Below are 19,674 nucleotides of genomic sequence, written 5' to 3'. Positions count from 1 at the left end.
TATGGCAGAAGAATTTGAAATAATCAGGGCTAATTTGCTTCCGGCAGCCGGAACAATAACCGATAATGATATGATCCTGATCATTCAGGGTGGAAGGCCTAAGCGTGCTTTGCCCTCTGCAATGAAAGGGAAACAGGGCGATCCCGGCTTTAGTGCGTTTTTAGGGATAAACGATAAATACATCCTTTGGAAACAAGGAGCTAATGGTGCTTGGCAGAATCTGTTGGAAATTGAGAAAATTCGTGGGCCAAAAGGAGAAAAGCCTATCTTTCGAAAGTTGAACGGTACGCTTCAAATGAAGTACGAAAGTGAGCCGGATAGTGCATACGTGGATATTTTCGACCGTGAAGAACTGAAAATGAAGTTTTCCGATCTGACGCCAGCAGAAGTGGATCGATTGAAACTGCATTTTTCTGATCTGACAGAGACTGATAAGGCCGAACTTATGAAACCGGCTACCGATGCAGCAAAAGAGGTTCGTGAGGAAATGGATGTAATCACCGGAGAAGCAAATACTCTTAAAACAGACCTTCGCCAGTTGGAGGCGACTGTCGAAGAACAGGAAGGAGTCCGGGAGAACAGCTATACGCAGTGGCAGGCAAAAGAGCAGGCACGGCAGAATGACGAGTTAAAGCGTAAGGAAGAGTTTGGCCAAATCAAGACGGATGCCGGCACGGCAACAGAATCAGCCCTTGCTGCCGCGAAAAAGGCCAACGATACCAATCTGGCCGTTGAAGCTGCCGAACAGAAACGAAAGGATGACGAAGCCAAGCGCATAGAGCAATCCGAAGCCGACAAGATAGCCGAACAAGCGCGTAAGGATGCCGAGCTTGTCCGCCAAAAGCAAGAGGAGAAACGTGAGAAAGATACGGCACAGGCCATCCTTGACACGAATACGGCAAAGCAAGGAGCTATAGAGGCTACCACCAACGCGAAATCCGTCTCCGACCATCCCGGATATATCGGATCAGATTATCATGTCTACACATGGGATTACGTGACAGGAGCATATAAAAAGACAGATACGATACTCCGTCCGGAAGGATTCAGCGTGTATCGCACCTATGCGTCTATTGCAGCAATGAATGCCGACCTCGCCAATGTCCCGGAAGGCAAGTTCGTCCTGATCAATACAAATGATGTCGAGAAACCCGACAACGCCAAGCTGTATGTCCGCGGCGCAGTTTCATTCGAGTACCTGGTGGATATGTCCGGCGCGATCGGGTTCACCGGCAAAACACCCGGCTTTACGGTCGGGACGGTGACGGAAGGTGATGCTATGAATGTCACTCTCTCGGAGAACGGGACGGATCCGGACGGTAACCCCTTGTATAAATTGAACTTTGTCCTTCGGCGTGGTCCACAAGGATTCACACCGATCATCCAAACTGGAACAATAACAACCGGATTACCGGGTACGAATGTTTCAGTGGAGGTTATCCCAAACGGACAAACGGAAGAGGGGCGGGAAAAATATTTGTTGAATCTTACTATTCCGAGAGGTAATCCCGGAACAGGTAACGTTTCCGCATTGGGCACAGGGCTGGTTGCGGGAAAGATGTATCTGTTCGTTCCCACAACCAATAATAGTACAGAAGGTGCATTTGTCGAATATGTTGTACCTGATAACTTTCCCGAAGCCCCCAAAGATGGTAAGACCTACGGGCGTAAGGACGGGGCTTGGTCGGAAGTGAACTCGGCCGGCAACATGGACGGTGGAACGGCTTTTACCGTCTACGGCGGCTCTTTGGTTATGGATGGCGGTAATGCAAACGATTAAATTATAGCAATATGGCAGTAAAGATACAATTACGAGGCGACGCAAAGGCAAACTGGTTATTGGCCAATCCTGTTATCAGCGAGCGCGAAATGGTGCTGGAAACCGATACTGGGAAATACAAGATCGGTGACGGCGTGAAGGAATACGCAGACCTGTCTTATCACGGGATAGACGGCAAGCCCTCCCGAATCACAGAGGATGGATTCTGGGAAATATATGATCCGTCAACGGATGAGTATGCCAAGACGTCCCATAAAGCTGTGCCGACGGATGTGCAGGTAACCGTTAAGACGAATAACGCGACTACCTATGTCCTGACGTTCACTTATGCTTCCGGCAGTTTTGATACGCCGAATTTGCGTGGCCGGGACGGGGCGAGTTACGATGACACGTCTATTCGCGACGCGCTGACCGCCTTGCAGAATCAAATAAATGGGCTTGTCTCCGGCAATGTCTCCGTTGCGATCGAATCGTTTAACGAGATCATCGCATTTCTTGCAAATGTAGAAGATTCACAAACGTTGGCCGGTATCATCGCCGGCTTGAACCAAAGTATAGCGAACATCCGGCAGGCGATTCCGACAAAGCTATCCCAGCTTCAGAACGACGACCATACGGTCAAAGACGCTGATTATGTCCATACCGACAATAATTATAGTAATGAGGAACAGGCAAAAGTAGCGGACTCTTTGCGGTTCAAGGATGTCACTGTGGCTACAACGTTGACCGGCCTTTCGATAGCCAACTATTCGATCAAGGTAACGCTATCAGCAGCCAGCGCCTTGTCGTTTGCTTCTACTCCTTATGAGGGCTGGGAGTGCATGATCGACATATGGAATAACGGCCCTGTTGACATCACTCAAGCATTGCCGAATGCTTCCGGCTGGCAGTGCGATGAAGAAAGCATAACCATAGTGGGTGGCAAGATAGCATCTATTTCGGTCAGGTATGTGCATGGTACTTATGTGGTGTTGAGTAAAGGGAATTAATCAAACGGGAGGAAGTTGCAGATGAAAAGAGGTCTGATTAAAATAGAGAGGGAATTGGTGGAAGTCGTCGAAGAGATAAAAAACACTACCGAATGGACCGTTCCGGGCGGATGCAAATCAATCGACGCATTTGTGGTCGGAGCGGGAGGAGGCGGATCAAGCGGAGGGACCTATTATCCCGGAACGGGAGGAGGCGGTGGCTACACTGAATTATACGAAAAAATACCGGTACGACCCGGCGAAACAATACATATACAAATTGGTCAAGGAATACAATCCGACACATTGTATGGTAAAGGAATGGATGGGGAGTCATCTTATATAATCAATGGCGCTTATTCCGCGGCCGGAGGTAAGGGTGGAACGTGTCGCAAAGGAGATTGGACTGATCCCAATATGGGATATGGCGGAGATGGCGGATCCGGCGGTGGTGGTCCATATCGAAATGGGGGGAAAAATGGAGGAAACGGAACGAATTATTATGATGCACTTGGCGGAAGAGGCCAAGGCAGTACCACTAAGTGCCCGTTCAATGACATAATATATTCAAACGGTGGAAATGGCGGGAATGACAACTATCAGAGTATCGACGGCGAAATAAATACAGGGAACGGCGGGAATGGAGGACGGAGTAACAAACAAGGCGTCTCGACAGGTCTGCCCACAAAAGGAGGTTCCGGAATAGTGATTCTTCGCTATATGAAATATAAATAAAAAACATTATGCTATACATTAAAAAACAACTCGGCTTCTATTTTAGCGAAGTTCTATTAGGAGACACCTACAATGTAGGGACAACGTTAGAGGATTACGACAACGGCGCATTCCTGCTACTTAACGACGATCAGATCGCCTTTCACAAGGCGAACCCGGACGCAACCCCGTTGCAGGTTTGGAACATGGAAATCCCTTCTTCCCCGGAACCTGAACCTGTGCCCGAACCGGATGCACTTGTTATCGCCCGGCAAGCGAAGCTGGCTGAAATCGAAGCGCAAGACAGGTTTAGCGAAAAGTTTTTCGTATCTGTTATCCGATACCAACGTGATGAAAACGGTAATATTCTCATGAATGATGCCGGAGATCAGTTGACAGAGGAAGTTGCGAACTACACCCTATGGATGGATAGAAGCCTCCGTACTACAATGTTGAATACGACACTACCGGCATTTCAAGGACGGGGCGATACGACAAGAAAGTTCTGGACTATTGACGAACCGTCACAGGAAGTGGAAGTGCCTATTGGATGGGCTATTGATAGGATTCCCCGCTTGGAAATATATGCAACTGATACATACGATCTTATGCAAATAAATAAGAACGCAACTCTGGCAGCTACTACCGTCGAAGAAATAGAGGCTATCGACGTAAAGGCGAACTATCCGCATTTTCTCACATTTGAACTTAATTTGGATTTGGGCGTATGAAAAGAAATTTGATGGATGGTAAGAGTAGACCAGATGAGCATACGATGCTTTTGTTGCATTTTGATGGATCATTAAGAGATGAAGTAACCGGTAAATATTGTACAAATCATAATGCTACTTTTTCTGATGGTGGAAAATATGGAAAGGCTCTCGATGTGAATAATGGTGGCTATGTTTCTTTAGAAGGATTGTCTAATTATTATCCTGGGAATAGTGACTTCACGGTAGATTTTTGGATAAAGGTACGAGGTAATAATTCGTACTATCCAGCGATTTTTGGGAGCAATTATAGAAGTGACAACGGTTTTCTTATACTTACCAGGCATAAAGATGATAACCCTAATAGTTGGTGGATTGCTTCGACAACACCGGAAGCCGAAGTGTTTAATAAGGCAATTAAATCAACGACCCTAAGTGCGAATAATACAGACACTCATTTTGCTATGACCCGAAAAAATGGAACATTCTATCTCTGGTTGAATGGTATATTAAATGCAACGAAGGTTAGTTACTTTAATATAACATGTCCAATTAATAAAATGACAATTGGAAATTTCATTGTAGATAACGCAAGTTGGTCAAATGCACTTATTAGCGAATTTCGAGTAAGTAATATAGCCCGTTGGACATCAGACTTCACCCCACCTATTAAACCATTTGATTTGTAAATAAAACAATATGACAACAACAATCAAATCAACCCAATCCGACCTGCTGACCTTGTTAGCAGTCGCATCCTGCGCTCTCATCATGGCAGCGCAGTCAATCAGTATTCCTCACTACATGCCTACCTCAAAGATCGAAGAAGGTACGATAGTAGAGAGGAACGATAGTATAACAACAGTGATTATTCCTGATATAAGATGAAAAGGAGTTTGATGGGTAATATGGATATCCCATATATTGAAATCGGTGGTGTGAAATGGGCAACGACCAGTCTTATTACTGATATACAAACAGGGAAGAACTATTTTGCTGATCTTCCCGAAACATTCGGAAGCATGTTCCAGTGGGGACGTCGTTATGGAGCTCCTTCTTCGGTAACGACCTGTCAGACGGGCAAATTGTCGATAGCTCAGGGGGAAGATTTGAGCAATGCTTCTAAACTGATCGGGAATCCATATAGTTCAAATCCTGGAACATATCAATATGCTTGGTGTAGTGAAACAAATTCAAGCGAGTATCCATATTTATGGACATCAGATAAAGGAAGATATGATCCCTGTCCCCACGGATGGAGAGTACCTACTTTTGAAGAGCTTGGAATACTTTATAATGCTGTATACAAAGAGAGAAAAACTGTAAACGGAAAAGATGGTTGGTATTTAGGTGATAGTCGTGAAAAATCGATGTTCATTCCTTTCCAACCAACAATGTCATGGGGTGTACCAAATCTGGATTCTTCATTTGTTGGTTTGCTGTCTTGTTCTTTGGATACTGATAGGAGTACACTTTTATTTCAAATTCTAAAATCAGGAAATTTCCAGTACCAAAGAGGATTTATGTCAACAGGAGGTATAATCCGTGCAGTAAAAATGTGATTCACACTGGCAAGACATGAAACAAGGCCGCCCCCAGGCTATCACAGGTAGGAGGCGGCAAAAAAGAAAATTGGGGGACCGAAGTCTCCGTGGCGAAGTTAAATAATAAAGTTTGAAAATCATGCTGTTATTAATTATTTCTTTTTTGATTATCGCTGCTTATACGGCAGCGGTTTGTATAAAGACGAAAGGTGTGCCGTACTCAATCAGTGCGACGTATTATGCCCTTGATCATAAATTGATCTTTTGTGCAAGCATGGCACTGACGGCAATGTTTCTGTTCCCGGTCGTCTGGGAACTGAGTGCAACCTTCACCATGCGGTTGCTGGCGATCGCAGCCTGTATCGGTTTGACCGGTGTCGGTTTGGCTCCCGATTTCAAAGACGCTTGGATAAACCGCATTCATTGCGGATCGGCGGCATTGACGTTGCTTTCTTCTCAGCTATGGGTTGGCTGCACGTCTTTCTGGTGGGTTCTTATTCCGGTGTGGCTGGCTTTTATCGTTTACACGGTAATAGGTATGAGTAAACGAGTAACCGGTAATCTGTGGCAGGACTTTGTATCAACGAAGCCGATGTTCTGGTGTGAGATTGCAGCGTTGTCTACGACTTTTGGCACGTGTGGGCTTGCGTTTAGGCTACTTTAAAAATCCGCCTCCAATCTTCACAGACCGGAGACGGTTAAACAACAATATTGCGCCTTTCGGCATGACCTATGCAAAAGTAACGATTATATATTAAATCACGACAACAGTCAGAATGTCATTTATAATATTTGATTATCCGGCCTGTCGAACCGAATCAGCAATAATTTAGCAGCATGGAAATAAAGCGCGGAAATACGGTAGTTTGTGATGTTTATTTGAAGGATAACAGTTATACGGTCGAAGAGATCATGGGTGAGGACACTCTTACCCTGAATTTTCTTTCCCGCAATGTGGTAAACCTTCAGATCAACGACTATATAGACTTTGAAGGAACAAAATATAAGATCCGGCATAATGAGAAAGTTACGAAAAGGGAGACATCTCTTGGTTGGGAATATACCGTTCAGTTCTATTCAAGTCGGTACGACCTTTTGGATGCAGAGTTTTTCCTTCATGGTACACCGGAGCGGAAAAAGAACTTCGACTATTACACCGGTACCGCCCGTGACTGGTTAATCCTATTTGTCAAAAACATGAACCGTACAGGATCTGGTTGGGTGGCCGGATCCTGTATCGAATCCCGGATGATTACCCTTTCTTTCAAAGATAAGAAAGTCGGGACAGTACTTGACGAACTCATTAAAGAATTGGATACGGAATACTGGATATCCGGTCAGACAATAAATATCGGCAGGAGGGAGTATTCAAGCAACGGCCTTGTCTTGGCACAGGGCGAAGGAATGGGTTTTACCGAACTGGAAGTGTCCGCTGTTGATGATACGCCACCTGTAACAGTTCTTTATCCTTATGGTTCAGACAAGAACCTCGGTTCCGATTATGGGGCTGATTATCTTCTTTTGCCCGAAGGCCGGCTTTCCATTGAAAAGAACGTGGAGAAGTACGGCCGGATAGAAAAGTCCATGCAATTTGACCACATTTTTCCGAAAGGGGAGTTTGCCGTGACGGAGAAGATCGACGACTACACCCTGAGAGTTTCCGGTATGGATTTCAACCTTACCGATTGCCTGTTGGACGGGGTAGAAGTAATCGTTACATTCCAGGATGGCGGTTTGGCCGGCTATGACCTTGCAATCGTCGAAGACAGTTGGGACAATGACCTGAAACAGTTCAAACTAAAGCAGAATGACCAGGAGAACGCTTTGAAAGTCCCCGGTGACATTAACTTCTCTGTCGGTGACAAGTTTATCCTTACCGGCCTGAAGATGCCGCAAGGCTACCGTGATAACGCATCCTTGCAGCTACAGGAAGAAGCGCAAGTGTGGTTGGACGGCAAATGCGAGAAACGCATCCAGTTGCGTGGTAAATGTGACGAGGTAATTTTTCGTCTGCAGAACCTTTTTATCGTCTGTGGCCAGATGGTCGGTGTGTATTCCGAACAGTTGGATATTGATCGGGAGATTCGCGTTACCAAGGTAAAAAGGTATATTGAGAAAGACGGTACACCCTCATACCGGTATGAACTAACTTTGTCTGATTTTCTTGAATCGAATGGTTTTAAGGATTTGGTGGATGATGTTAATAAAGTGCCGGAAGAGATTGAAGATCATGTTCGTCCCGTCAAGGAATGGTCTAAGAGAAGTTATAGGGATGTCAAGGAAACTCAGGAAATGATGTTCGATCCGGATGGTTCATTTCAAACAGAGTTTACATCCGCTTTGATGGCCGAGTTCGCACATCTCTTAGTAGGTTCAAAATCCCAACAAATGGATCTTGAAGGGATTAAGTTTATCCCAAATGCGGACAACGACGCTAATTATTTTAAATCGACAGCCGGAAAGCTGGTGCACTTTACCATACGTGAAACTATCGCGGAGTGGACTATTCCAGATTCTTCTCACAGGTTAAGCAACTCTATTGCTTACTATGTCTATGCTAAGTGCAGCCGAACGACATCAAACGGCTCTATCCTTGTGACTGATCGGAAGATAAAACTGGAAGAAGACCCCGGATATTATCATTTCTGGATAGGGGTGCTCAATACGCCTGAAGATGGTGTAAGAAGTTGGGGGCCACTATACGGTTATACCGAGATAGCCGGCCAGACGATTACGACAGGGGTTATCAAAGATAAAAATGCCCGTTTGATAATCGACCTGATAAATGGAATAATTACAGGAAAAGTCACATTTACGTCTGGCACTTCAGGCTATAACAACATTGCGGACAAACCGGACTTGTCCGTCTATGGAACAAAAGACCTGCTCAATTCCATCAAGGACAACCTCCAGAACCAACTTGACGGCAAGATCGATACCTACTACCAATCATCAAACCCCTGGAATAGTTGGCCGTCAGGAACGGAGCCCGGACACGTCGGCGATATGTGGTACAACACATCTACCGGAGTGCTTCAAACGTATATCGGCCCGTCTTCCAATATCTGGCGGGAAATCGTTGATCCGGCAGCGGTCGAAGCCGCCCGTGCTGCCGCCACCGCCGCAGACGTGAAAGCGGACAGCAAACGCCGCGTATTTACCGCAACCCCACGTCCGCCGTATGATGTTGGGGACCAATGGATCACCTATGGGACAACCGGTGGAAGCATGTTCATTTGCAAGACATCCCGGTCTGCCGGATCAAGCTACAACCCTTCGGACTGGCAGAAAGCCGATATAGACGGCAATACGCAAGTCACAATTGACCGTGGCATAGTGACGGCTTCCGGCTTCCTCACATTCGGCTCGACTGCCGGGATGCGTGCTGATGGCCCGATCCGGCTCTGGTGTGGCGGGACGAAAGACAACCCGACGTTCCAAGTCTCTAACGCCGGAGAGGTGATGGCAAAAACAGCCATCCGCCTGCAGAACAACATGGCCGGGCTTACCGGTGTAGGCACAGCCGACACCTCTGTCCGTTTCTGGGCTGGCGGTTCAACCCCTGAGAGTGCCCCATTCCGGGTTACTCAAAACGGTATGGCTTACATGTCAGGTGGCAAGATCGGTTACTTTGAGATAATGAACAACCGGCTGGTATGGGAAGGACGCGACTATTTTGGAGATACCTCTCGTACCATAAAACTTGGATACGGAAGTAATAATGATGGTTTGGTGGATGTCGCTTTCGGAGCTTCGACACAAGGCCGGTTCGGGGTGAAAGCGGTTGGCCGCGCACCCGGATCGGCAGCTATTTATGGATCGAGCAAATCCACTCAATCTTATCCAACAGATAGTTCTGTTTGGGCAGCCTGGTTTGATGGCTATATGTTTTCTGATGGGTATTTTACCCGAAGTCCTAAAGGCAATGTTAGAGGCGGACTGAAAGGGGCGTACCGTATAGATAATAGTGATACGTGGTTTGTCTTTGATAATGGGATAGCCGTGGCCTGCACCAAACCTCGCTCTGTCGATTTGAATACTGATAATTTTTAAAACATAACAAACAGTAAAGGAATGAACTTGACATTAAAAGACCGGGTATTAATACTCAACACCGTGTTACCGCAGTTTGACACGAGAAAAAACATGGAACTGAAAGTCTCGATCGATCGTAAGATTACCATTTCGGAGGTTGATCAGAAACGAATTGTCGTTAAAGACTTGGGAGGTGGCCAGATCAACATAGGTTTTACAGATGCAGCGGCCATAACGGAAACAACAGATATAGACTTGACAGATGAAGAACTGTCATATCTCAAAGAGCGAGTTGACTTCATCGACCGCAACGGGATGTTCTCCGAGTTCACGATGCCGACGTATGTGAAGATCTTGGATGAACCGCTTGCTGATGTGGTGCAACCAGTCGAATAATATAAAAATCCGCCTCCGAGCTATCACAGACCGGAGGCGGTATAACCATAAAAAATTTACCATTATGGCAACAGCCATAAATGCGCGACAAATATAATATTTTAAATCAAGAAGGAGGTGTGAAGTGAATATTAAATTAACCGATATACTAACAATTATCGGAACACTTGGAGGATTTGAGGCGGCAAAATGGGGAATTAACTTCTGGACTAACCGAAAAACTAACGCACGTATCGAAGATGCTCATGCGGATGTAGAAGAGTTCAAGGCTTTGAGAGAATATAATGAGTTCCTGCAAAAACAGCTGTCAGATAAAGAAGAGCGGTTTGTTGAGCAGACCGGAAGGCTTCGGAAGGTACAGGATGAGTTGTTTAGTCTGAAAGAAGAAAACTCAAACCTGAAGCTTGAACTTGCCTTAAAGAGATGTGAGAAAAAGAAATGCGGTGATCGTGAGCCACAAAACGGGTATTAATAAAGGAGGACAAAAAAATGAAAAAGATTGATTCAATTATCATCCATTGCTCGGCCACACGCGCCGGACAGGATATCAAAGCAAAGGACATCGACCACATGCACCGGGTGCGTGGTTTTAATCAAATTGGCTATAACTATGTGATCGACCTTGACGGGACGGTAGAGACTGGCCGGCCACTCACGATTGCCGGGGCACACTGTATCGGCTACAATGATCACTCTGTAGGCATCTGTTATGTCGGCGGACTGGACGCCAACGGAAAACCTGCTGACACCCGGACATCGGCGCAAAAGGCGGCAATGGACGATCTGATCAACGATATTTGTCAGGTGTACAACATCGTCGAACTACTCGGACACCGCGATACGTCACCGGATCTTAACGATAACGGCATTGTCGAACCGTTTGAGTTTATCAAATCATGTCCTTGCTTCGATGTCAGGGAAGAGTACAGATCATTTCTCAAACCTATAATTGTCCGGCCATGAAAGCCTGGCACATTATATTGATTCTGACCTTCTGTTTTCTTTGCTTCTTGGCCGGACGGTACACGAAGAAAGCAGAGGTCGAACTTGTCTGCAAAACCGATACATTCGTCCGTGTTGACACTCTTAGAGAGCGAGTCCCTTATCCGGTCTATGAAACGGTTATCCAGACGGTTCCTGAATTGTTCCCAGTCTACATAACGCTCGAAGGTGATACAGTCAGAGAACCTATCTTAGTCCCGATCAGGATCACGCAAAAAGAGTACTTAACGGACGATTATCATGCGTGGGTGTCAGGATATAATCCGTCACTTGACAGTATCGATGTGTTCCAGAAGACAATCTACATAACAGAAAAAGTGAAAGCTCGCCGGTGGGGAATAGGCCTTACGGCTGGTTACGGGATCGGCAAGCATGGCCTGTCGCCCTATGTCGGGATAGGTGGTTTTTATAGAATTTGGTAAAAATAAGGAGGTAAAGCAATGAAAATTAATTGTTTACAAATGTTAATGGGGGGGGGGTAAACACCTCTTAACCCAAGTCTTTGACCGACTTTCAAGAGAAAGGAGGTTGATATGATGCGGGCGATGATGGGAAAGAAAAAAGAGGTGAGGCCTACCTGCGTGAAGATCATTTATAATGGTAATACTGAAACTTCTGACACTAATAAAGTTTTTGCTGTAGGTAAAAAGGATATGACGGAGGATGAATTTAATAGTTCGCCAAAATTCATAATTCTAAGAGGGCATCAGTATGGTGGGATAATAGCAACTAATACGCCTCAGAAAGAAGCTATTACGCTGTTTGATAAGACCGGAGAATCTATTGATAGTTCTGATTCCTATAAAGGAACTTACCTAAAGCGCATAGGCAATTCAGAAATATTTCTTTTCTATCTTATAGGACAGGAATTTACTATTAGTGAATCAAAAAGCGGATTATGTGACATCAAAGGTGAATTTAAACCCGTATCAGAATGGAAATGATAGCCGTAAAAAATATAACAGTGTCGAGATCTAAGCAGTGTAATGCATGCAATGAAGGATATATGTCTATACTTCAAGCTCGAACAAAACAGGACATTTTGAATGTCGCTAAATCTAATTTTAGCTGGGTTGTTGAGAACGGGATTATTCTCCCGGATGAGTGGATTCAGTTTTTCACGTGTCAAGAATTGGAGAATAATAGGATTTACTATGACGGGAAGCATCATGTTACTGGCGGAAATATAGGTTATTTCACAGGATCTGCTATTGCAATCCTTTCTGGCGGATCAAAAGGTGTGATGACGGGTAATAGCATAGCTCATGTATATGACACTTCTTATGCCCATTTATTCGGTAACTCTATCGGAGTGATTTACGGAGAAAAAGCATTGTGCGTTGTAAGGGATAAGAAAACAGCTAAGTCTATCGACTATTTTGAAGCGAAACGTTATTGTCCGGAAGTGTTATAGGTGGAAATTGTGTGTTTGTTCATAGTTTAATATTAGTAATTGTTCAGCCGTCCTGCCTGTGAAGGTGGGGTGGCTTTTTATTTCATATTTGGCAATTATTTGAGTGATCTGCCGAAAAAACAAACGATCCTCAGAATAGTCCCTTGTATTAGAAACAGGGACCAAAACAGGTTTTTTATATTAAGTTTTTCTGTGGTTATATATAATGTTATTCATAGCTTATATGTTTGGTGTATAGTTATTTATATTTAGTTTTGGCTCGTTTTATTACAGCCGTAAGAGTCTCCATCTCCACAAAAAAGGCTGACAGTTCCGATTGCCAGCCTTTTTTATTGTATGTATTTGTCTATCTTCTGAATCGAATTGTTGCTACTTTGTCACTCGGAAAGTTCTTTTCGTAAGTAGACCATATCCACTAATTGCTTGCCATCTTCGTACATCGGATGATCATAATTGTCGGTAAAGAAATTCTTGATACGATGCGAATATTTGAATCCGTTCTGTTCGTAGAAAGGGACGGTCAGCGTACTTTCACCTGTACCGACAAGCAGGGTGTCGTATTTCCCTGCATAATGTTCGGAGATAAACCGGATCAATCTTTTGCCATATCCCAGCTTCTGATATTGTAGATCGGTTGCGATATTTTTGAGTTCGACCGTTTTGTCACCTTCATCCGTGACAATACAAATAGCTCTTAGGATATTCCGGTCGTACAACGCAAACATTTCTCCCCGTTCGAGATAGAGGTCTATCATCGATTCCTGTTCATCGGCCAACAACAGGAGATCGAGGAAACGTTTCTTATGGCGGAGGATTTGCCGAATTTCAAGGGAGTCGTCCGAAACTTGCACGGTATCGATTAATTCGTCTTTTAGCATTTCTGATTCATCGGGACTAATTGCAGACCCATCTATTTTCTGTTGCATGGATTTTTAATAACAATGGATTTCTACTTATGGAAAAACTCTTGGAGCAGATGCCGGATAGCGGCTATCGTTCTTGTCGGATACGGGTTGATGGCATTTTACCGGTAAGATAAAGAACAGTATTCAAACAGGGCAGGCGCCTTTTCGTCCCCTTCATGATAAAGTCCCGGACGTGCCACCCGGTCCCAGCGAATAAGGGAACGTATGGCTTCTTCCGATAGCCCGTGATTCACCGGAGTCCATATCTTACCGTCTTTGCTCCAGGCGAATCGGTAGGGGAGTCCTTCTTTCACTTGCATGCGCAGATGCAATGCCGCGCTGGGAAGTGGCAGATCGGCCAGTTGTTGCTCTTTCCCCTCACGGACGAGTTTTATCTGCAACCGGTCGCCGACACAACCGTAAGCGAGATAGTAGCTGTTGTCGCCATAAAGCGTGATCCCTTTCCAGCTGCCGTTCCGATTGGTGATGCCGGCATCCAATGTATAGCCCGAAGATGCCGGACGAAGGCAAAGTGCCTCTCCGGTCTTGCATTCCGGCTTGGGAGAACCGCTCAAACGCAATTTGCCCCCTTCGATTTTAGCCTGGACATTCGAGTACGGATAATTCCAGCTCCATTCCGGACGCAGGTCCGAACCGGCAAAATTATCGAAGAAACCGGTTACCGGCTCTTGCACGCAGTCGGCAAAAGGCATCGGTTGTGCCAGGCGGGCATATTCACCGGTGACAAAATAAGGCCAGTTGTCCTCTCCGAAACGCAACTCCTGGAGATGAGGTTGACGCCCTAAAAAGAAATCGCTGCCTTCCGCATAGGCGTGACATAGATAAAACATACGTCCGTCAGGCGTCGTCGTCAGCGTACCGTGACCGATAGATTGTATCTCGTCGCTTCCGTGCAGGATCGGGTTTCCTTCATACTTTTCATAAGGCCCTTCGAGCTTCTTCGAGCGGGCGACAGCTACGGCATAATCGCTATCGGGACCGCAACAACCGTTGATTGCATAGATCAGATAGTAGTAACCGTTCTTTTTGAACCAGTGCTGTCCTTCCATCCCTGTACGTTCGTCGTCGCGGAGCAGGCTGAACGGTTTGCCGGCCAGCTTCAATCCGTCCGGAGTCAGTTTGCCGGCGAGGAGTTCGATCGGCCGGTTGTCCAACCCGTAGGCTTTCCAACTGATGTATAAATCACCTTTGTCTTCGAGGATAAAGGCATCGATCGCTTCCGTCCCGAATTCGACTACCGGTCCGTGATCTTTGAATTTGCCCGTCGGAGAGTCGGAGGTAGCTACTCCGATGTAGGAAGTATTGTTCGATTTCTTCCGTGCGGTATAGTACACATAAACCTTTCCGTTATGATAATACCATTCGGGAGCCCAGAACGACGACTTGGTCCATTCCGGCTGCTGCTCGAATACATGTCCGGTTTGTTTCCAGTTGACCAGGTCTTTAGAAATGAATACCGGATAGTAAGGAGCCCATTCGGAGGAAGTCCCCGTTGCATAATAAGTATCGTCGATCCGCAGGATGGACGGGTCGGCGACATCCCCGTGAATAACGGGATTGGTGAAATAGGTCTGTTTCTGGGCCATACTTGCGCCGGAATACAGGACGGAACCTAACAAGGCGATGATGAGTCTGTTCATGGTTTGTTAAAACACTAATTATTAATTGGTCTAAAATTGATGGTTACAAATCTACTGGATAAAACGGAGCTGTCCAAAAAAATCCTTTACTTTTGCCGGATAAAACGTTTTGATTTGGAAAAAGCATGGACAAACTTCACTATTTTGCAGATTCTATTTCTCTTCTCTCTCTGCCGGAAAAGTTTACCTATCCGTTCCATTATACTCCGCATCCCCTTTGTGTGGCGGCGGCGGGCGAGGTCGGGCGCTATTTGGAGGCAAAAGGAGAATGGCAGGAGGAATTGCGGAAGGGGAAGATGTTCGGCGTTTTGATCGTCCGTACAGGAGAGGGGGAGGTCGGCTATCTGGCAGCCTTCTCCGGCATTCTGGCAGGAAAGAACCGGCACGTTTATTTTGTGCCTCCGGTCTATGACGTACAAGAACCGGACGGCTTTTTCAGGATTGAAGAAGAGCGGATATCGGGGATCAGCAGGCGGATCGAGGAGTTGCAGGAAGATGCGCGATATAAGGATTGCAAGCGACGGTTGGCCGACGAGACGATCTTTGCCGAACAGGTTTTGGATGAGATGCGGGATCGGATGAAAGCGGCCAAGGAAGAACGTGACCGCCTTCGTTCGGCCGTCACGCGGGTAGACGCGGAACAACTGATCCGCGAAAGCCAGTTCCAAAAAGCGGAACTGAAACGGCAGAAACAATATTGGAAAGACCGCCTTGCCTCCCTCCAAGCGGAAGTAGAGGTGTTCGAGACGGAAATCGAACGTCTCAAAGCGGAACGCAAGATCCGCTCGGCCGCTCTTCAACAATGGCTTTTCAAACAATTCCGTATGCTGAACGCCCGTGGAGAGGAACGGGATTTGTGTGACCTGTTCAAGGATACCGTTCAAAAGACGCCTCCGGCAGGTACAGGCGAGTGTGCGGCTCCCAAGCTCCTGCAATATGCTTACCGGAACGGTTGGCAACCTCTGGCTATGGCTGAATTCTGGTGGGGAGATTCTCCGAAAAACGAGATCCGCCGTCATGGATATTATTATCCGGCCTGCAAAGGGAAATGCGGACCGATCCTGAAGCACATGCTGCAAGGCCTGCACGTCGAGGAAAACCCGTTGGAAACGGATTTGCACCGGGATACGGTGTTGGAAATCGTGTATGAAGACGAATGGTTGTCGGTGGTGAACAAACCGGCCGGCATGTTGTCGGTTCCCGGAAAATCGGATATCGATTCCGTCTACGGACGGGTGCGACGGATGTATCCCGAAGCGACCGGGCCGATGATCGTGCATCGCCTTGACATGGCGACCTCCGGCCTGATACTTATCGCCAAGACGAAAGAAGTGCATCAGAACTTGCAGGCGCAGTTCAAGAACCGGACGGTGTGTAAACGGTATGTCGCTTGGTTGGATGGCATTGTGGAGGAAAAAGAAGGCCATATCGAACTCCCTCTCCGCCCGGACCCGGAAGACCGGCCGCGGCAGGTGGTCGATGCGGTTCGCGGGAAACCTGCCGTGACTGATTATACCGTGTTGTATTGTGATTCGGGGCGTACTTTCATTTCTTTCATACCGAGAACCGGGCGCACACATCAGTTGCGTGTCCATTCGGCCCATCCGCTTGGCTTGAATGCCCCGATAGTAGGGGATGAGTTGTATGGCAAGCAAGCAGGCCGCTTGTATCTGCATGCCGAATACTTGGGGTTTACGCACCCTGTCTCCGGAGTGTATATGGAAATAGAAAAGGAGTCCGGCTTTGATGATCTTTTATAGTTGTGCCACGATTTTTTCATGCCCTTGGCACTGTTGTTCCCTCGGCATGAAACGATTGTGCCATACCGAGGAAACGGCAGTTTCATGCTATGGAAACGGTTGTGCCATGCCTATGGTATAGCGGTTGTCATTCGATATAGATCATTTTCTTCGTCATCCCTCCGTCGATCGTTATGTTCTCGCCGTTTATGAAGTCGTTTTCCTCCTGGCAGACGAACAGGCACATACGGGCGATGTCGTCCGGTTTGCCTACTCGTCCCGATGGATGTTGGGCGTGGTCTTCCGGGCGAAGTTGTTCGTAGTCGTGCGTCTCGATCCAGCCCGGCGAAATCGAGTTGACCGTGATATGCCACTGGGCAAGCGAGAGTGCAAGGGCGTGCGTCAGCGAATAGATGCCGCCTTTGGATGCCGCATACCCTTCGCTGCCGGGTTCGCTCATCAGATAGCGGGTGGAACAGATATTGACGATCCGGCCGAACGGATTGGGTGACTCCTGTGATTGGCGGTGGATGGCCAACTTGCGGGAAGTGATGAAGACCGGACGCAAGTTCACAGATAATATCCGGTCGAAATCTTCCACATCGGTCTCCGTGATCGGGGAGAAACGGCTGATTCCCGCATTGTTGATCACGATATCGATATCGCCCCATTCCTTGAAAATCTGCTGCATGCAGTTCTCAAGCGTTTCTCGGTCACTTACGTCGACATGGAAAAAAGAGGTTCCGGTCTGCAACGCCGTCTCTTTTCCCGCCGTTTCGTTACGGTCGCAGAACGCCACGCGGTGTCCGGCGGAACGGAAAGCTTTTACGATCGCTTTGCCTATGCCTTCCGCGCCTCCTGTCACAAAGACTCTCCTGGTTTTGCGGATAACGGCCGCTTTCCTGCCACCGTATGGGCGGTTCGCCGACCGGCCTTCCATTTTACCGGAAGACTTGCGGGATTGATATTCTTCGTATTTCTTTTCCAGATAGTTGTCTGCCATGATCTTGTCGCTTTTTAATAGGATGGCAAAAGTAATCATAATTGGAAGCATTTGCAACGGTTGCCGGTAAACGATATGCGGGCGGAATCGGTTTATATATATATTATAAAGGTCAATAGGTATGAAAATAGCAATTACCGGAGCAAGCGGATATATAGGCGGTCATCTCACCCGTTTTTTCGAAGAGAAGGGCTACGAAGTTGTCCCTTTGGGAAGAGATTTGTTCAAAGAACTGAACTTCGATGCGCTTTGCCGGAGCGTGGAAGGGGCTCGTGTGGTCATTAATCTTGCCGGTGCTCCGATCAACAAACGGTGGACCGAAGCGTATAAGCAGGAATTGTATGACAGCCGTATTCCGGTCACCCGCCGGTTGGTGGCGGCTATTGGTCAAATGACCGTCTTGCCCGAATTGTTTATATCCGTTTCTGCCGTGGGGTATTATCCGGCTTCCGGCGAATATGACGAGTATAACGGAAAACAAGGTGATGACTTTCTGGCCCGCTTGTGTGCCGACTGGGAAAGGGAGGCCCGTCGGTGCCCGCCGGAAACGCGCCTGGTCATAACCCGGTTCGGGATCGTCCTTTCAAGGGATGGCGGAGCTTTGAAACAGATGCTTCGTTTGCAACATCTTACGCGGACCGGCGCGGTGATCGGCCGTGGCGAGCAACGGTTTCCGTGGATCAGCATGTATGATTTGTGCCGTTCTTTTGAGTTTATCATAAGGAACAGGCAGATTGGGGATGTGGTCAATCTGGTTTCTCCCCAAAGTATCACTCAAAAACAATTGGCGCATGTGCTTGCAAGGGCTGATGGAATCTGCTGGACCATGCGCTTGCCCGAATTCTTGTTCCGGCTGATGTATGGGGAAGGGGCTTCGTTTCTGACAAAGGGACAAAATGTCCGTCCCGCCAAGCTATTGGAATCCGGCTTTACATACCTCTACCCGACGATCGAGAAGCTGATGGGTGTAACAGACCATCATACGGTGGCGGAACTGGATGTCAGACGATATATGGGGCGCTGGTACGAAATAGCCCGTTACGAGAATCATTTTGAAAAGGGCATGACAGAAGCCACGGCTACCTATACTTTATTGCCGGATGGAAAGATACGGGTTGAAAACGAGGGTGTGAAAGACGGGGTTCACCGTAAAGCGATTGGGCGTGCGAAGCAACCGGACCCGCAAAATAATCCGGGTAAGTTGAAGGTCGCTTTCTTTTTATGGTTTTACGCCGATTATTACATTTTCGAACTGGATGAGGCCTATCGTTATGTGGTGGTAGGAAGCAGCTCGGACAAATATCTCTGGATTCTAAGCCGCGAAAAAACATTACCCGATGCTGTGCTCGAAAACCTGCTCGACAAGATTAGGAGGCGAGGATATGATGTTACCAAGCTGCTCTTTTAAATTTTCTGACGGGACAAAGATAGGGCAATAAAAAATACAAGAACCCCTCCAAAAAAGGTTGCTATCCATAGCTTGTTAATATTCAGGCTATTGCCAAATATCTTGTTTCTTAAAAAATATTACCCTTGCAGGAAATTTGAAATTTATAGGGTATAAAATCAAATTTCATGCGCTGCTGTTTCGATTTGTACCAACGGGTATTTGGGAAAATCGTACAATAAGTAAGGAATAACAATATGTTTGCTTTAGGCGAAATGGAATCGGTAAATGATAATTTATAGTGATGATTATATCGACAATATAAACCACACCGATCATAAAAAGATCGTTCCTTTTTAAGTGTACTGATAAATCTAAATATTTTCTTCTTTGTTTCTTTGTTTATTAAAATTTAA

At 46.6% G+C, this 19,674-nt stretch carries 19 protein-coding genes; 16 read left to right on the top strand and 3 right to left on the bottom strand.

Going from position 1 to position 19,674, the window contains the following annotated elements; all coding sequences use genetic code 11:
* Position 1 precedes the first annotated feature (1 nt).
* The 14 genes from RDN79_RS02240 to RDN79_RS02175 all read left to right on the top strand — a co-directional run bounded on the left by RDN79_RS02240 (position 2) and on the right by RDN79_RS02175 (position 12,563).
* Complete coding sequence (locus RDN79_RS02240) at positions 2–1,780, top strand: hypothetical protein (protein ID WP_298546620.1); 1,779 nt, start codon at positions 2–4, stop codon at positions 1,778–1,780.
* Between the two features lie 11 nt (positions 1,781–1,791).
* Positions 1,792–2,769 (top strand): hypothetical protein, encoded by a 978-nt coding sequence (locus RDN79_RS02235; RefSeq protein WP_298546618.1) that lies wholly within the window; start codon positions 1,792–1,794, stop codon positions 2,767–2,769.
* 21 nt (positions 2,770–2,790) lie between these two features.
* Complete coding sequence (locus tag RDN79_RS02230) at positions 2,791–3,483, top strand: glycine-rich domain-containing protein (RefSeq protein WP_298546616.1); 693 nt, start codon at positions 2,791–2,793, stop codon at positions 3,481–3,483.
* 8 nt (positions 3,484–3,491) lie between these two features.
* Entirely contained in the window at positions 3,492–4,193 is a 702-nt protein-coding gene (locus RDN79_RS02225) for a hypothetical protein (protein WP_298546614.1), read from the top strand.
* Positions 4,190–4,861, top strand: coding sequence for a LamG domain-containing protein (locus tag RDN79_RS02220; RefSeq protein WP_298546612.1), 672 nt, complete (start codon positions 4,190–4,192; stop codon positions 4,859–4,861). Before RDN79_RS02225 ends, RDN79_RS02220 begins: the two co-directional genes overlap by 4 nt.
* Before the next feature lie 195 nt (positions 4,862–5,056).
* Complete coding sequence (locus RDN79_RS02215; RefSeq protein ID WP_308572818.1) at positions 5,057–5,734, top strand: hypothetical protein; 678 nt, start codon at positions 5,057–5,059, stop codon at positions 5,732–5,734.
* A gap of 256 nt (positions 5,735–5,990) precedes the next feature.
* Positions 5,991–6,380: a hypothetical protein gene (locus RDN79_RS02210; protein WP_298546608.1), complete on the top strand. Its 390-nt coding sequence runs from the start codon at positions 5,991–5,993 to the stop codon at positions 6,378–6,380.
* A 173-nt stretch (positions 6,381–6,553) separates the two neighbouring features.
* On the top strand, positions 6,554–9,769 hold the full coding sequence (locus RDN79_RS02205) for a hypothetical protein (RefSeq protein WP_298546606.1): 3,216 nt from the start codon (positions 6,554–6,556) through the stop codon (positions 9,767–9,769).
* Between the two features lie 21 nt (positions 9,770–9,790).
* Positions 9,791–10,147, top strand: a complete 357-nt coding sequence (locus tag RDN79_RS02200) for a hypothetical protein (RefSeq protein ID WP_186931663.1) — start codon at positions 9,791–9,793, stop codon at positions 10,145–10,147.
* A 124-nt stretch (positions 10,148–10,271) separates the two neighbouring features.
* Positions 10,272–10,619 carry a hypothetical protein gene (locus RDN79_RS02195; RefSeq protein WP_298546603.1) on the top strand — a complete coding sequence of 116 codons (348 nt, stop codon included), beginning with the start codon at positions 10,272–10,274 and terminating at the stop codon, positions 10,617–10,619.
* A 17-nt stretch (positions 10,620–10,636) separates the two neighbouring features.
* Entirely contained in the window at positions 10,637–11,110 is a 474-nt protein-coding gene (locus RDN79_RS02190) for an N-acetylmuramoyl-L-alanine amidase (RefSeq protein ID WP_298546601.1), read from the top strand.
* On the top strand, positions 11,107–11,571 hold the full coding sequence (locus RDN79_RS02185) for a DUF6808 domain-containing protein (protein WP_298546599.1): 465 nt from the start codon (positions 11,107–11,109) through the stop codon (positions 11,569–11,571). Before RDN79_RS02190 ends, RDN79_RS02185 begins: the two co-directional genes overlap by 4 nt.
* Positions 11,572–11,682: 111 nt before the next feature.
* Positions 11,683–12,093, top strand: coding sequence for a hypothetical protein (locus tag RDN79_RS02180; protein ID WP_298546597.1), 411 nt, complete (start codon positions 11,683–11,685; stop codon positions 12,091–12,093).
* Positions 12,084–12,563 (top strand): hypothetical protein, encoded by a 480-nt coding sequence (locus RDN79_RS02175; protein ID WP_298546595.1) that lies wholly within the window; start codon positions 12,084–12,086, stop codon positions 12,561–12,563. The genes RDN79_RS02180 and RDN79_RS02175 overlap by 10 nt, the downstream gene beginning before the upstream one ends.
* A 377-nt stretch (positions 12,564–12,940) precedes the next feature.
* Here the strand turns inward: RDN79_RS02175 and RDN79_RS02170 are convergent, their stop codons facing one another.
* Together RDN79_RS02170 and RDN79_RS02165 are read right to left on the bottom strand one after the other, a co-directional pair.
* Entirely contained in the window at positions 12,941–13,441 is a 501-nt protein-coding gene (locus RDN79_RS02170; protein ID WP_298546787.1) for an N-acetyltransferase, read from the bottom strand.
* A 146-nt stretch (positions 13,442–13,587) separates the two neighbouring features.
* The gene (locus tag RDN79_RS02165) at positions 13,588–15,129 is read right to left on the bottom strand and encodes a family 43 glycosylhydrolase (protein ID WP_298546593.1); all 1,542 of its coding nucleotides are present in this window, start codon (positions 15,127–15,129) and stop codon (positions 13,588–13,590) included.
* Positions 15,130–15,254: 125 nt separating this feature from the next.
* Between RDN79_RS02165 and RDN79_RS02160 the strand changes: the two genes are divergently transcribed.
* Entirely contained in the window at positions 15,255–16,889 is a 1,635-nt protein-coding gene (locus RDN79_RS02160) for a pseudouridine synthase (RefSeq protein ID WP_298546591.1), read from the top strand.
* Between the two features lie 127 nt (positions 16,890–17,016).
* Here RDN79_RS02160 and RDN79_RS02155 read toward each other — a convergent pair whose 3' ends face one another.
* Positions 17,017–17,871, bottom strand: a complete 855-nt coding sequence (locus tag RDN79_RS02155; RefSeq protein ID WP_298546589.1) for an SDR family NAD(P)-dependent oxidoreductase — start codon at positions 17,869–17,871, stop codon at positions 17,017–17,019.
* A 121-nt stretch (positions 17,872–17,992) separates the two neighbouring features.
* On the opposite strand from RDN79_RS02155, the gene RDN79_RS02150 reads away from it, so the two are divergent.
* Positions 17,993–19,279 (top strand): TIGR01777 family oxidoreductase, encoded by a 1,287-nt coding sequence (locus RDN79_RS02150; RefSeq protein ID WP_298546587.1) that lies wholly within the window; start codon positions 17,993–17,995, stop codon positions 19,277–19,279.
* Positions 19,280–19,674 lie beyond the last annotated feature (395 nt).

This window comes from uncultured Parabacteroides sp., from assembly GCF_902493135.1.
Lineage (GTDB): Bacteria > Bacteroidota > Bacteroidia > Bacteroidales > Tannerellaceae > Parabacteroides.
Note: the sequence above shows the minus strand (reverse complement) of the source record. Positions and strands in the feature narration are given on the sequence as shown.

Excerpts from the sequence above, each read along its gene's own strand:
- RDN79_RS02175 (WP_298546595.1), top strand. The coding sequence starts at position 12,084 with ATGGAAATGATAGCCGTAAAAAATATAACAGTGTCGAGATCTAAGCAG.
- RDN79_RS02150 (WP_298546587.1), top strand. The coding sequence starts at position 17,993 with ATGAAAATAGCAATTACCGGAGCAAGCGGATATATAGGCGGTCATCTC.
- RDN79_RS02165 (WP_298546593.1), bottom strand. The coding sequence starts at position 15,129 with ATGAACAGACTCATCATCGCCTTGTTAGGTTCCGTCCTGTATTCCGGC.
- RDN79_RS02215 (WP_308572818.1), top strand. The coding sequence starts at position 5,057 with ATGAAAAGGAGTTTGATGGGTAATATGGATATCCCATATATTGAAATC.
- RDN79_RS02220 (WP_298546612.1), top strand. The coding sequence starts at position 4,190 with ATGAAAAGAAATTTGATGGATGGTAAGAGTAGACCAGATGAGCATACG.
- RDN79_RS02170 (WP_298546787.1), bottom strand. The coding sequence starts at position 13,441 with ATGCTAAAAGACGAATTAATCGATACCGTGCAAGTTTCGGACGACTCC.
- RDN79_RS02160 (WP_298546591.1), top strand. The coding sequence starts at position 15,255 with ATGGACAAACTTCACTATTTTGCAGATTCTATTTCTCTTCTCTCTCTG.
- RDN79_RS02185 (WP_298546599.1), top strand. The coding sequence starts at position 11,107 with ATGAAAGCCTGGCACATTATATTGATTCTGACCTTCTGTTTTCTTTGC.
- RDN79_RS02225 (WP_298546614.1), top strand. The coding sequence starts at position 3,492 with ATGCTATACATTAAAAAACAACTCGGCTTCTATTTTAGCGAAGTTCTA.
- RDN79_RS02205 (WP_298546606.1), top strand. The coding sequence starts at position 6,554 with ATGGAAATAAAGCGCGGAAATACGGTAGTTTGTGATGTTTATTTGAAG.
- RDN79_RS02235 (WP_298546618.1), top strand. The coding sequence starts at position 1,792 with ATGGCAGTAAAGATACAATTACGAGGCGACGCAAAGGCAAACTGGTTA.
- RDN79_RS02230 (WP_298546616.1), top strand. The coding sequence starts at position 2,791 with ATGAAAAGAGGTCTGATTAAAATAGAGAGGGAATTGGTGGAAGTCGTC.
- RDN79_RS02200 (WP_186931663.1), top strand. The coding sequence starts at position 9,791 with ATGAACTTGACATTAAAAGACCGGGTATTAATACTCAACACCGTGTTA.
- RDN79_RS02190 (WP_298546601.1), top strand. The coding sequence starts at position 10,637 with ATGAAAAAGATTGATTCAATTATCATCCATTGCTCGGCCACACGCGCC.
- RDN79_RS02240 (WP_298546620.1), top strand. The coding sequence starts at position 2 with ATGGCAGAAGAATTTGAAATAATCAGGGCTAATTTGCTTCCGGCAGCC.
- RDN79_RS02155 (WP_298546589.1), bottom strand. The coding sequence starts at position 17,871 with ATGGCAGACAACTATCTGGAAAAGAAATACGAAGAATATCAATCCCGC.
- RDN79_RS02180 (WP_298546597.1), top strand. The coding sequence starts at position 11,683 with ATGATGCGGGCGATGATGGGAAAGAAAAAAGAGGTGAGGCCTACCTGC.
- RDN79_RS02210 (WP_298546608.1), top strand. The coding sequence starts at position 5,991 with ATGGCACTGACGGCAATGTTTCTGTTCCCGGTCGTCTGGGAACTGAGT.